Below are 13,514 nucleotides of genomic sequence, written 5' to 3'. Positions count from 1 at the left end.
GACGACCATGGCACACGCACCGCAAATCAAGATCCCCGCCACCTACATGCGTGGCGGCACCAGCAAGGGCGTATTTTTCAGCCTCCAGGACCTGCCCGCCTCGGCGCAGGTACCGGGCGCGGCACGCGATGCCTTGCTGCTGCGGGTGATCGGCAGCCCCGACCCCTACGACAAACAGATCGACGGCATGGGCGGCGCCACGTCGAGCACCAGTAAAAGCGTGATCCTGGCCAAAAGCACCCGCGCCGACCACGACGTGGACTACCTGTTTGGCCAGGTCTCCATCGACAAGCCCTTTGTCGACTGGAGCGGTAACTGCGGCAACCTGTCGGCGGCGGTGGGCTCGTTCGCCGTCAGCGCCGGGCTGGTCGATCCGGCCCGCGTCCCGCACAACGGCGTGGCCGTGGTGCGGGTGTGGCAGGCCAATATCGGCAAGACCATCATTGCCCACGTACCGATTACCGACGGTGCAGTGCAGGAAACCGGCGACTTCGAACTGGACGGCGTGACCTTCCCGGCCGCGGAAGTGCAGTTGGAATTCCTGGACCCGGCGGCAGAAGAAGAGGGCGGCGGTGGCTCGATGTTCCCCACCGGCAACCTGATAGACGACCTTGAAGTGCCCGGTGTCGGCACCTTCAAGGCCACGCTGATCAATGCCGGTATCCCGACGATCTTCATCAACGCCGAAGACCTCGGTTACACCGGCACCGAGCTGCAAGGCGCGATCAACGGCGACCCCAAGGCCCTGGCCATGTTCGAGACCGTGCGGGCTTATGGCGCACTGCGCATGGGCCTGATCAAACATCTGGACGAAGCCGCCCAGCGCCAGCACACGCCAAAGGTCGCGTTTGTGGCCAAACCTGCGGATTACGTGGCGTCCAGCGGCAAAGCGATCAAGGCTGGCGATGTGGACCTGCTGGTGCGCGCACTGTCCATGGGCAAGCTGCATCACGCGATGATGGGCACGGCGGCGGTGGCGATTGGCACCGCGGCGGCGATTTCCGGAACCCTGGTCAACCTCGCCGCAGGCGGCATTGAGCGTAATGCGGTGCGCTTCGGGCATCCGTCGGGCACGTTGCGCGTGGGTGCCGAAGCTACCCAAGTGAACGGCGAATGGGTGGTGAAGAAAGCCATCATGAGTCGTAGTGCACGGGTGTTGATGGAAGGCTTCGTGCGCGTACCCGGCGACGCCTTCTAAAACCCTGCACACATCCAATATGGGAGGGGGCTTGCCCCCTTCCACAGTCATAAACAGGCATTCAGACCTGCGAAACGATCAACCCTGACCCTGAGGATGCAACAACCCTAACTCACTTTGGAGATCTGCCATGAGCGCCAACGTCGACCAGAACAACCGCCCCGACTACGACCAGGTCCTGCAAGACATCGCCGACTACGTCCTCACCTACCGGATCGACTCCCCAGCCGCGCTGGACACCGCGCGCAACTGCCTGATGGACACCCTCGGCTGCGGTCTGCTGGCCCTGCGGTTTCCCGAGTGCACCAAGCACCTGGGGCCGATCGTCGAGGGTACGGTGGTGCCGTTTGGTGCACGGGTGCCGGGCACGTCGTTTCGTCTGGACCCGGTCAAGGCGGCGTGGGACATCGGCTGTATCGTGCGCTGGCTCGACTACAACGACACCTGGCTCGCCGCTGAATGGGGCCACCCTTCGGATAACCTCGGCGGCATCCTCGCCGTGGCCGATCACCTGTCGCAAAAACGCGTGGCCAATGGCGATGCGCCGCTGACCGTGCGTGCGGTGCTGGAAGCGATGATCATTGCCCACGAAATCCAGGGCGTGATCGCGCTGGAAAACTCCTTCAATCGTGTCGGCCTCGACCATGTGTTGCTGGTGAAAGTCGCGTCGACAGCGGTCACCGCCAAGCTGATGGGCGCCAACCGTGAGCAATTGCTGGCGGCCTTGTCCCACGCGTTTGTGGACGGACAGGCGCTGCGCACTTACCGCCATGCGCCGAATGCTGGCTCGCGCAAATCCTGGGCGGCGGGCGATGCATCGAGTCGAGGCGTGCGCCTGGCGGATATCGCGCTGCGTGGCGAGATGGGCATCCCCGGCGTATTAAGCGCGCCGCAGTGGGGCTTTTACGATGTGCTGTTCAGCCACACCAACAAGGACTTGGCGCTCAAGCCAGAGGACAAGCGCGTATTCAGCCTGTCACAGGCGTACGGCACTTATGTGATGGAAAACGTGCTGTTCAAGATCAGCTTCCCCGCCGAGTTTCATGCCCAAACGGCTTGCGAAGCGGCGGTGATGCTGCATCCGCAGGTGAAAAATCGGCTGTCCAACATCGATCGCATCGTGATCACCACCCATGAGTCGGCGATCCGCATCATCTCCAAGGTCGGCCCACTGGCCAACGCTGCCGACCGCGACCACTGCCTTCAATACATGACCGCCGTGCCGTTGGCGTTCGGCACCCTGGTGGCCGAGCAATACGAGGATGACTTCCACGCCGCACACCCGATCATTGATGTACTGCGCGACAAAATGGTCATCGTCGAAGATCCGCGCTACAGCCGCGAATACCTGGAAGCCGACAAGCGTTCCATTGCCAATGCGGTGCAGGTGTTCTTCAGTGATGGCACCTGCACCGAGCAGGTGGCGGTGGAATATCCGATTGGTCATCGCCGCCGTCGGATGGACGGTATTGCTTTGCTGGAAGACAAGTTCAAGGCCAACCTGGCCACACGGTTTACCGCGCATCGCAGCGCCGAGATTTTTGCGTTGTGCAAGGACCCGGCGCGGCTTGAGGCCACGCCGGTGAATCGCTTCATGGACCTGTTCGTGATCTAAAAACCTGTGCAGGACTAAAGTGTGGGAGGGGGCTTGCCCCCGATAGCGGTGTTTCAATCAGCATATGCAGTGACTGACACCCTGCTATCGGGGGCAAGCCCCCTCCCACTTTGTCCTCCACTGTTGCGCTATTGAGTCAGGTTCAGGAATCACTCAAACCGCAGGATCACCCTGCGGTTGTGCTTGCTCTTCTTCTCGATCTTCTCGCAGAACACCCGGCCGATTTCCTCGGTGTTGATCACGTGGGTGCCGCCACACGGCTGGATGTCGATCCCGGCAATTTCAATCACCCGTACCGAGCCTTGGATCACCGGCGGCGCGACCGCCTGGGTGCGGGTTATCTGCAGCAGCGTGGAGTATTCCGTGGCGGCCATCGACAGGGTTTTCACCGGGTGAGCCTGTTCGATCAGCGCGTTGAGGTCGCGGGTGATGCTGTCTTTGTCGAGGGTCATTTCCGGCAGGTCGAAATCCAGGCGGCCCTTGTCGGCACTGATGCTGCAACCCGTCACCGGCGCATCGATGATCGAGCACAGCAAGTGCAGGCAGGTGTGCATTTTCATGTGCTGATAGCGCCGTTCCCAATCGAGGCCGGCATCGACCTGGCCCCCCGCAGTCAACTGCTCGGGGCAGTGTTCCACCTGGTGCCAGATGATCGAACGCAGCACCGGGTCGCGTACGGTGCCGGTCACGGCCACCTGCGTCCCGTCGGGCAGGGTCAAGTGGCCGGTGTCGCCCGGCTGTCCGCCGCCGGTTGGGTAGAACAACGTGTGTTCCAGGGCAATGCCGTGTTCGCTGACGGCAATCACCCGGGCGCTGAAGGCGTTCTGGTAGGGCGCGCTGTCAAACAGCGCCAGGGTTTCCATGGTGTGCACAGACATGTTCAACCTCCGACGATCAGTGGGCTGGCTTGCAACAGGTGGCGCACCATTGCACTCAAGCCAGGGGGGGAAAGCAGGGTGATTTCAAACTCCGGACCGCAGATTTTCAGGTTCAGCGGCAGGCGTGGCAGCTGATTGCCGGCTTCAACGCGGTGCAGGCGAAACTGCAGGTGGTGACGCTCCTTCACCGTCGGTTCCAGCATCAGCCCCTGCAGAGGGTGGAAGTCGGCGTCCAGTACCGTGACCTTGTGGCTGGCATTGACCTCGCCGACCACATGCAAGCGCTCATCCAGGGCGAAGGCGCCGAGGTAGTTGCTGTGGTCCGATTCATCGTTTTTTTGCAGTTGGATCTGGTTCACCACCTTGACCTTGGTCCCGGCGGGTACGTCCTGGGTGATCACGCAGGACGGGCTGATAAACACGTTGTCGCCAATCAACACATACCCCAGCACACGGGCGCCGGAGCCGACTTCGACGTTGTTGCCCAGGCGTGGATGGCGCTTGCCGTCGGGGTTGTTGGCGATGCCCCGGGCGCCGAGGGTCACGCCGCAGAGGATGTAGCAGTCGTGGCCGATCTCGCAGGTTTCACCGATCACGGTGCCGTAGCCGTGGTCCAGCACAAAGCGGCGGCCGATGCGCGCCGCCGGGTGAATCTCCGCACCGGACAGCACTTTGCCCTGATTACTGAGTTTGAGGGCGATGCGTGAAAACACGCCGTTGGTCTGGTCGGGGAAATTCCACACAAGGTGTGCCAGGCGGTAATACAGCACCGCCTTGAACGAGGCATAGGATTCCAGGATCAGCTCGCCGCGCCCGCGTGATGCCGGATCGCGGTAGGCGTAGGCGATCAGGTCTTCGGCCACCGCCTGGGCGGCGTTCTGGATCAGCGGCGCCAGGTGCGGTTCCAACTGCTTCATCTGCGCAGGCGTGAGGGTCTTGATGAGCTGGGTGAGCAACTCATCATGCAGCTGTTGCATGTCGATAAAGCCACCCATGGAGGCACCCCCGCAATCTGGCTGGTTGGAAAACCGGTTATTCAAAACTGGGAAGGTAGCTGTCGGCATTGTCGTAGACCATGGTCAACACCACCGTTTCGGGTGGCAGTTCGGGGGCGAGCCGGGCGATGGCGACCATGTTGGCAGCGGAGGACAGGCCCAGGCTGATGGCGTCGGTGCGCATGATGCGTTTCATCATGTCGATGCAGTCCTGGCGCGAAACCTTGAGCATGCCGTCGATCACATTGAGGTTGAGGATGCTCGGGATCAGGCCAATCGACAGGCCCTGGATATGGTGCGGCGCGTGCTGGTCTTTCAGCAGGTCGCATTCCTCCGGTTCCACGCCCATGACGCGGATCGCCGGCCAGGCGGCTTTGAGGGTTTCGCCGATACCGGTGATATGGCCACCGGTGCCGATGCCGCTGACAAAGTAGTCCACACGGCGCTCGCCAAAGGCGCGGAGGATTTCCGGCGCGGTGGTGTCGCGGTGGGTCTGCGGGTTGGCGCCGTTGCGTTGCTGGTTGAGCATCACGTAGCTGGGATTTTCCAGCTGCAGCTCCATGCACTTTTCGCCATGGGAATTGTTGCCCCGGCGGCTGTCCGACAGCACCACCTTGGCGCCGTACAGGCGCAGCAGCTTCTGTTTTTCGGGGCTGTAGTTGTCGGGGATCACCAGCACCACTTTGTAGCCCAGCACATTGCCGGCCATCACCAGGCCGATGCCGGTATTGCCGCCGCTGGGCTCAATGATGGTTTGCCCGGAATCGCGTATCAGCACGCCCCGGCGCTCGGCGTCGAGGATCATGCCCAGGGCGATGCGCGCCTTGTGGCTGCCACCGGGGTTGAGGGATTCGAGCTTGGCGTAGACCTCGATGCCGAGGTCTTCGGAAAACTGCGCCAGCCGCACGATGGGCGTGTGGCCGATGGCGTCGAGGATCGAGTTATGCAACATCAGTCGGTCCTCGGCTCAGTACAAGGGCATGTCAGGTTCGACGTCGCGAACCCAATGTTTCATGCCGCCTTGCAGGACTTTGGTGTTGGCAAAGCCCGCCGCCAGCAGCGTACTGGCCGCTTGCTCGGCGCGGGTGCCCGCGTAGCAGATCAGGTAATGGGTGTTGTCGCGGTTGAGGCGGTCGAGTTGATCGTCCAGCTCGGCGAGGGGGATATGCAGCACCCCCGGCAACTTGCACACCTCCAGTTCGCTGGCGTCGCGCACGTCCAGCAGTACGTCGGCGCTGCGTGGGTGTTCGAGCAGTTGCTTGAGGACGCGGGGCTTGATGTAGCGTTCTTCGGCCAGTGACGGGGCGCTGGGCACGGCGTCGGCGCACACGGCCGGCGCGATCGTTTCACTGTGGCGCAGTTCGGAACAGCACGGGCAGTCGGCGCGGCGCTTGAAGCGGATTTCGCTGAACTTCATCGCCAGCGCATCGAAACGCATCAAACGCCCGGACAGCGGCTCGCCAATGCCGATCAGCAGCTTGATGGCCTCGGTCGCCTGGATCATCCCGACCACGCCGGGCAGCACGCCGATCACGCCACCGGCGCTGCAATTGGGTGCCAACTCTGCGGGCGGTGCGCTGGGGAACAGGCAGCGGTAGCACGGCCCGCCCTTGTAGTTGAGCACGCTGATCTGCCCGTCGAAACGGTAGATGGCGCCATACACCAAGGGTTTTCCAAGCTGGACGCATGCGTCATTGACCAGATAGCGGGTGTCGAAATTGTCGGTGCCGTCGATCACCAGGTCATAGGCGCCCACCAGTTCCAGGGCGTTATCGGCATTCAGCGCGGTGTTGTGGGCATTGATCTGGATGTGAGCATTGAGGTCTTGCAGGCGCTGTTTGGCGGATTCGACCTTTGGCAGGCCCAGCGTGCTGTTGCCGTGGACGATCTGGCGTTGCAGGTTGCTGCTTTCCACCACGTCGAAATCCACCAGGCCCAAAGTGCCGACGCCGGCCGCCGCCAGGTACAGGCTGATGGGCGAGCCCAGGCCGCCGGTGCCGATGATCAGTACCTTGGCTTTCTTCAGGTTCAACTGACCCTCGCGGCCCACGCCCGGCAGGGTGATATGGCGCACGTAGCGCTGGACTTCTTCGTTGCTCAGGGATTCGACGTCGATGCCGCCGGACGTGGCGAGCAGCACTTCGATCCTGGCTTTTTCCGGCAATGGTTCGTCGGCCTCGATCAGCGCTTCCTCGGCGGTAAACAGGAAGTGTTCCTTGAGCTGGTTGTTCTTCTCGTGAAACAGATGCGTGCGCAACTGCGGGTGGCTGTTGCAGAGGTTTTCAATGACTTCGCGCAATGTCGATCCGGTGCTCTCAAGGGTCGATTCCGGCAGCTTGGCCACGCGAACCAGGATATCGGGGAAAGAGACAGCGTTCATGGACAACTCCGTGTGCAGGTCGTTGAAGGGTTGAAGGGCGAACTGTGTGCCATCCCAGGCAAACAGCTTGGAACCGAGAGCCTGGCCCTGGCGAACATCGACTACCAGGTAGCTCACGGGGTAGATCGGTTCACCCAGGAACAGCGCCTTGTCCTGGTCCTCATCGCTGAAATAGGCGCCGACGTCAGGGTGAGAGTGGTAGATCACCACCACGGGGTTGTCGCTGCGAAACGCCTTGTTCAACAGTAGGGTGTCGGCCACCGAGAAGGTGTAGCCGTTGGCTGCGCTGCGTGGGTACATCTCGGGGTTCTTGCGGTGCAGTTCATTCTGGATATTGCTGCCCAGGTACACGCTGCCGTCGGCGAAGACGTAGCCGCAGCATTCCTCGGGATAGCTGCGGCTGGCGTGGGCGTAGATCTGTTCCAGGGCGGTGTGGCGGAGGACGTCCATGTTTCTCTCGCGTTGGTGGGTGGTCAATTTTTCTTGGCCATGAGTTTTTCGATGGGCAACTTGGTGATCGCAAAACCGGCCAGCAGGATGGCCGAGTACAGCATCAGGTCGCGGGAAATCGCCACGCCTTCGTACCAGGCGCCGATGATCACCGCGAACACCGGGAAGATAATGAATACGAACGACAGGATGATCGGGCTCAAGCGCTTGAGCAGCATGAAGTACACGATGAACCCGCCCACCGAGGCCACCAGTCCGAGGTAGAACAGGGCGCTCCAAGAACGCAGGGTGATGTCTTCAAAGGTGGGTGTTTCAAACCACAGCCCCGCGACGAACAGCATCAACCCGGCAATGCCGATGGGCAGGGTGTTGTAGGTGATCACGCTGATGGCGCTGCCTTTCTGCTTGGTAATCACATAGCACAAGGCATGCATGATCGCGGCCGTTAGAATCGCCAGCACCCCGAAAAACTCGGCGTGGTCCAGGTGCAGGCCCTGGCTGCGGATGATCATGTACAGGCTGCCGAAGCCGATGCCGATGCCGACCACCTGGGAAAAGTAGATGCGCTCGCGCAGGAACAGCGCGGAGAAAATCAGGATGAATACCGGCATGCAACTGAAGAGCAGGGCGGTGAGGCCGGACGAGACATGCATCTCGCCGTAGTTGAGCAGGTAGTAGGGCACGCTGAAGTAGGACAGGGTCACGAACACGAAAAACCAGCGGCTTTCGCGAGGGAACAGGATCGGCTCGCGGCGCACCATGGCGAAACACAGGAACAGCGGGAAGGCGATGAGGAAGCGCAGGCCGGCGGAGGTCAGCGGTGGCACGCTTTCCACGGCAATCTTGATGCCCAGCCAGGTCGTGCCCCAACTCAGGCACACGATCAAGAACATCACACTGGTGATCAGCCCGGCCAGCCACTGCTTTTGGGTTTTGGTTTTGGCGGTGTTTTCGATAACGGCGGACATTGGCATCGTTTATTGCTTCCCTGAGCCGGAATTGAACTCTATATTGAACTTGTAATGAGTGATTAAATTCGGCGATTGAACCCGTAAAAGCACACTATTAGGGCGAAAGATGGCTGTCAAAACAAATATTGACATGGTGTCAATTATGCGTGAGGGCTTGTCCAACGGTCAGGGCGTGAAGTACAAGCGCCTGTCCGATGTCATGGAACGGGGCATCCTCGAAGGCTTGATTGAACCGGGACGAAAACTGCCGCCCCATCGGGTGCTTTCCGACAATCTCGGGGTGACCATCGGCACCATCAGCCGGGCCTACGGTGAGTTGGAACGCCTGGGTCTGGTGGTCGCCCGCGTTGGTGACGGAACATTCGTGCGCAAGCGTGGTATGGAGCGCCAGCGCGATGAAGGCTTTCGCAACGTCAGCGAGGAGCCGCGCCAGTACTTCGATATGAGCCGCAACATGCATATCCCCGGGCAGGAGACGGCCTTCCTGGCCCAGAGCTTCCAAACCCTGTCGACCAACGCCAAGTTCCTCCAGGACATCAGCGCCTACACCCCGGACGCTGGCCTGCCTCGCTACCGCGAAGCCGGTGCGCAATGGTTGGTGCAGCGTGACTTTCATCCCATTCCTGAACAGGTCATTTGCGTGAATGGCGGCCAGCACGGCCTGCTCTGCGCGATGATGGCGCTGCTGCGGGCAGGCGATACGGTGGTGACCGAACAACTGACGTACCCAGGCCTGATCACCGCAGCGCGCATGCTCGGCATACGCTTGATCGGCCTGGAGATGGATGACGAAGGCGTGCTGCCGAATGCGCTGGATGAAGTCTGTCGAAACCACCGGATTTCGGCGCTGTACTGCACGCCGACGATCCAGAACCCCACCACCGCCGTGTTATCGGTGGCGCGCCGCGCTGCGCTGGTCAAGGTATGCCGCGAGCACAATCTGCTGATCCTGGAAGATGAAGCCCACGGTGTATTGGTAGAAGATCGGCCGCCGCCTCTCAGCCATTTCGCCCCCGAGCGTACGATTTTGATCAGTAGCCTGAGCAAGGCGGTGTCCGCCGGACTGCGCGTGGGGTATGTACATGCACCGCCGGCGCTGGTCAGCCGGATCTCGGCAGCCCTGCGCTCAACCTGCTGGATGGCCACGCCAGTAACCCTGGAACTGGCCACCCAGTGGATCGAAAACGGCACGGCGGAGTACTTGCTGCGCCAGCAGATCAACGAGATCAGTCGGCGTAAAGCCCTGGTGCGTGACCTGCTCGAAGGCCTGCAATATCGCACTCACCTCAACAGCCCGCACTTCTGGATTGAGGTGCCCGAGCCGTGGCGTGCGTCGGAAATCGAGGCTGAACTCAAGCAGAACAACTACCTGATCGCCACCGCCGAGGCATTTGCCGTGGGGCAGACGGCAGTGCCGCAGTTTATTCGGGCGAGTATCTGCAATACGTCAGGCGACGATCAGTTGTTGCGCGAGGGGTTTGACGCGTTGGCGACGGCGTTGGGGCAGGGGGGTGGCCGGTTTCACCTGTAGGCCTTGGTCTTTGTGGTGAGCGGGCTTGCTCCGCGCGAGGCAAGCTCGCTCACCACAAAAGTGCCAGGCAGAAAATATTACTTGAAGCGCCGCTCCACACCCTTCTCCACCAGAATCTTCGCTGAAATCTCTTCAACCGAAAAATGCGTGGAATTGATGTGCGCAATATTCTCGCGACGGAACAGATTTTCCACTTCACGCACTTCGAACTCGCACTGGGCATAGCTTGAGTAGCGGCTGTTGGGCTTGCGCTCGTTGCGGATGGCCGTCAGGCGGTCCGGGTCGATGGTCAGGCCGAACAGCTTGTGGGAGTGGGCGCGCAGGGCGGCCGGCAGCGTCAGGTGTTCCATGTCGTCTTCAGTCAGCGGGTAGTTGGCTGCGCGGATGCCGAATTGCATGGCCATGTACAGACAGGTAGGCGTTTTGCCGCAGCGCGACACGCCCACCAGGATCAGGTCGGCCTTGTCGTAGTAGTGCGTGCGGGCGCCATCGTCGTTGTCGAGGGCGAAGTTCACCGCCTCGATACGCTCCATGTAGTTGGAGTTGTGCCCAATGGAATGGGACTTTCCGACGGAGTAGGAGGAGTGCTCGCTCAACTCCTGCTCCAGTGGCGCCAGGAAGGTCGAGAAAATGTCGATCATGAAACCATTCGACGTTGCGAGAATCTCACGGATGTCTTGATTGACGATGGTGTCGAAAATGATCGGCCGAAAACCGTCTTTTTCAGCCGCCAGATTGATTTGTTGTACCATGGCCCGCGCTTTATCCACGCTGTCGATATAGGGCCGCGTGAATTTGGCGAAGGTAATGTTTTCGAACTGCGCGAGCAGGCTTTGACCCAATGTTTCGGCTGTGATGCCGGTGCCGTCGGAGATAAAGAAAGCAGATCGTTTCATTTGAGCCCTGGGCCTTAAGCTGATGGCGAATCTTGGATATGATAGGCGCGATTTTGCCGTCCCGCAGTGGGCCGCATTCTCACTTATTTTCCAGGTCCAGGCCACAAGCGCTGGCGAACGCTCCTACTGAGCAGCCGGCGTCCTGAGCTTTTCCAACACAGAAAGTGGAGAGATCACCTTGGTAGAGTACGTAGTTTCCCTCGATAAGCTCGGCGTCCATGATGTAGAGCACGTAGGGGGCAAGAACGCATCCCTCGGCGAGATGATCAGTAATCTTGCAGGCGCTGGTGTCTCGGTGCCCGGTGGTTTCGCCACCACGGCCCAGGCTTACCGCGATTTTCTCGAACTGAGCGGCCTCAACGCCCAGATCCACGCCGCGCTGGACGCCCTGGACGTCGATGACGTCAACGCCCTGGCCAAGACCGGCAGCCAGATCCGCCAATGGATCATGGACGCCGAGTTCCCCGAGAAACTCAACGAAGAAATCCGCACCGCCTTCGCCGCTCTGTCGGCCGGCAACCCGGATATGGCCGTTGCCGTGCGCTCCTCCGCCACTGCCGAAGACTTGCCGGACGCCTCCTTCGCGGGTCAGCAAGAGACCTTCCTTAACATCCGTGGCGTAGAAAACGTGATCCGCGCCGCCAAGGAAGTGTTTGCCTCTCTGTTTAACGACCGCGCCATTTCCTACCGCGTACACCAAGGTTTCGACCACAAGCTGGTGGCTTTGTCTGCCGGTGTGCAGCGCATGGTGCGTTCGGAAACCGGCACCGCCGGCGTGATGTTCACCCTGGACACCGAGTCAGGCTTCCGTGACGTGGTGTTTATCACCGGCGCCTACGGCCTGGGCGAAACCGTCGTACAAGGCGCGGTCAACCCGGACGAATTCTACGTACACAAGCACACCCTTGAAGCCGGCCGCCCGGCCATCCTGCGCCGCAACCTGGGCAGCAAGGCAATCAAGATGATCTACGGCGACGAGGCCAAGGCCGGTCGTTCGGTCAAGACCGTTGATGTGGACAAGGCCGAGCGCGCACGTTTCTGTCTGTCCGACGCTGAGGTCAGCGAATTGGCCAAGCAAGCGATGATCATCGAAAAGCACTACAAGTGCCCGATGGACATCGAATGGGCCAAAGACGGTGACGACGGCAAGCTGTACATCGTGCAGGCCCGCCCGGAAACCGTGAAGAGCCGCACTTCGGCCAATGTCATGGAACGCTACCTGCTGAAAGAAACCGGCACCGTACTGGTGGAAGGCCGTGCCATCGGCCAGCGCATCGGCGCCGGCAAGGTGCGGATCATCAAGGACGTGTCCGAGATGGACAAGGTCCAGCCAGGTGACGTATTGGTCTCCGACATGACCGACCCGGACTGGGAACCGGTGATGAAGCGTGCGAGCGCCATTGTCACCAACCGCGGCGGGCGTACCTGCCACGCGGCGATCATCGCCCGTGAGCTGGGGATTCCGGCCGTCGTGGGTTGCGGCAACGCCACCCAGCTGCTGAAAGATGGCCAAGGCGTGACCGTGTCCTGCGCCGAAGGCGACACCGGTTTCATCTTTGAAGGTGAGTTGGGCTTCGATATCAAGCAAAACTCCATCGACGCCATGCCCGACCTGCCGTTCAAGATCATGATGAACGTCGGCAACCCGGACCGCGCCTTCGACTTCGCGCAGTTGCCGAACGCCGGTGTGGGCCTGGCCCGCCTGGAATTCATCATCAACCGCATGATCGGCGTGCACCCCAAGGCCCTGCTGAACTACGACGGCCTGCCGCTGGACATCAAGGAAAGCGTCGACAAGCGCATCGCCGGTTACAACGACCCGGTGGGCTTCTACGTCGAGAAGCTGGTTGAAGGCATCAGCACCTTGGCGGCGGCGTTCTACCCGAAAAAGGTCATCGTGCGCCTGTCGGACTTCAAGTCCAATGAATACGCCAACCTGATCGGCGGCAAGCTCTACGAGCCGGAAGAAGAAAACCCGATGCTGGGTTTCCGCGGCGCCTCGCGTTACATCAGCGAAGCGTTCCGTGATTGCTTCGAGCTGGAATGCCGCGCGCTCAAACGTGTACGCAACGAGATGGGCCTGACCAACGTCGAGATCATGGTGCCGTTCGTCCGCACCCTGGGCGAAGCGAGCCAGGTGGTCGACCTGCTGGCTGAAAACGGCCTGTCCCGTGGCGAAAACGGCCTGCGCGTGATCATGATGTGCGAACTGCCGTCCAACGCCATCCTGGCCGAAGAGTTCCTGGAGTTCTTCGACGGCTTCTCCATTGGCTCCAACGACCTGACCCAGTTGACCCTGGGCCTGGACCGCGATTCGGGGATCATTGCCCACTTGTTCGACGAGCGTAACCCGGCCGTCAAGAAGCTGCTGGCCAACGCTATCCAGGCCTGTAACAAGGCCGGCAAGTACATCGGCATCTGCGGCCAAGGCCCTTCCGACCACCCGGACCTGGCCAAATGGCTGATGGAACAGGGCATCGAAAGCGTCTCGCTGAACCCCGACTCCGTGCTGGAAACCTGGTTCTTCCTGGCGGAAGGCCAAGCGCCCGCTTAAGGTCGTTACGTCAAAAGTGCCGGTCACTCGTTGTGGGTGACCGGCA

General features: G+C 61.0%; 10 protein-coding genes. 4 read left to right on the top strand and 6 right to left on the bottom strand.

All coding sequences use genetic code 11. The annotated features are described in order from the left end of the window. Positions 1 to 7 precede the first annotated feature (7 nt). Entirely contained in the window at positions 8 to 1,198 is a 1,191-nt protein-coding gene (gene prpF / locus DNK50_RS24220) for a 2-methylaconitate cis-trans isomerase PrpF (RefSeq protein ID WP_099582713.1), read from the top strand. A 130-nt stretch (positions 1,199 to 1,328) separates the two neighbouring features. After that, positions 1,329 to 2,813, top strand: a complete 1,485-nt coding sequence (gene prpD / locus DNK50_RS24215) for a 2-methylcitrate dehydratase (protein ID WP_112196459.1) — start codon at positions 1,329 to 1,331, stop codon at positions 2,811 to 2,813. A gap of 149 nt (positions 2,814 to 2,962) precedes the next feature. Here prpD and DNK50_RS24210 read toward each other — a convergent pair whose 3' ends face one another. From DNK50_RS24210 to DNK50_RS24190, 5 genes are read right to left on the bottom strand one after another with little or no spacing between them, the layout of a single operon-like run. Further along, positions 2,963 to 3,691: an alanyl-tRNA editing protein gene (locus DNK50_RS24210; protein WP_112196458.1), complete on the bottom strand. Its 729-nt coding sequence runs from the start codon at positions 3,689 to 3,691 to the stop codon at positions 2,963 to 2,965. Positions 3,692 to 3,693: 2 nt separating this feature from the next. Next, positions 3,694 to 4,686: a serine O-acetyltransferase gene (locus DNK50_RS24205; protein ID WP_099582710.1), complete on the bottom strand. Its 993-nt coding sequence runs from the start codon at positions 4,684 to 4,686 to the stop codon at positions 3,694 to 3,696. Positions 4,687 to 4,723: 37 nt separating this feature from the next. Then, complete coding sequence (locus DNK50_RS24200) at positions 4,724 to 5,638, bottom strand: PLP-dependent cysteine synthase family protein (RefSeq protein ID WP_112196457.1); 915 nt, start codon at positions 5,636 to 5,638, stop codon at positions 4,724 to 4,726. Between the two features lie 15 nt (positions 5,639 to 5,653). Continuing rightward, positions 5,654 to 7,516, bottom strand: coding sequence for a molybdopterin-synthase adenylyltransferase MoeB (gene moeB, locus DNK50_RS24195; RefSeq protein ID WP_112196456.1), 1,863 nt, complete (start codon positions 7,514 to 7,516; stop codon positions 5,654 to 5,656). Positions 7,517 to 7,539: 23 nt separating this feature from the next. Next, positions 7,540 to 8,433, bottom strand: a complete 894-nt coding sequence (locus DNK50_RS24190; RefSeq protein ID WP_160385034.1) for a DMT family transporter — start codon at positions 8,431 to 8,433, stop codon at positions 7,540 to 7,542. A gap of 160 nt (positions 8,434 to 8,593) precedes the next feature. On the opposite strand from DNK50_RS24190, the gene DNK50_RS24185 reads away from it, so the two are divergent. After that, the gene (locus DNK50_RS24185; protein WP_099582706.1) at positions 8,594 to 10,018 is read left to right on the top strand and encodes a PLP-dependent aminotransferase family protein; all 1,425 of its coding nucleotides are present in this window, start codon (positions 8,594 to 8,596) and stop codon (positions 10,016 to 10,018) included. A 77-nt stretch (positions 10,019 to 10,095) separates the two neighbouring features. On the opposite strand, the gene DNK50_RS24180 is transcribed toward DNK50_RS24185, so the two are convergent. After that, positions 10,096 to 10,914 (bottom strand): pyruvate, water dikinase regulatory protein, encoded by an 819-nt coding sequence (locus DNK50_RS24180; protein WP_003193298.1) that lies wholly within the window; start codon positions 10,912 to 10,914, stop codon positions 10,096 to 10,098. A 178-nt stretch (positions 10,915 to 11,092) separates the two neighbouring features. Here DNK50_RS24180 and ppsA point away from each other — a divergent pair, with 178 nt between their 5' ends. Further along, positions 11,093 to 13,468, top strand: a complete 2,376-nt coding sequence (gene ppsA / locus DNK50_RS24175; protein ID WP_099582705.1) for a phosphoenolpyruvate synthase — start codon at positions 11,093 to 11,095, stop codon at positions 13,466 to 13,468. Positions 13,469 to 13,514: the final 46 nt, after the last annotated feature.

The sequence above is a fragment of the Pseudomonas sp. LG1E9 genome, from assembly GCF_003290225.1.
Classification (GTDB): Bacteria; Pseudomonadota; Gammaproteobacteria; order Pseudomonadales; family Pseudomonadaceae; genus Aquipseudomonas; species Aquipseudomonas cyclaminis.
Note: the sequence above shows the minus strand (reverse complement) of the source record. Positions and strands in the feature narration are given on the sequence as shown.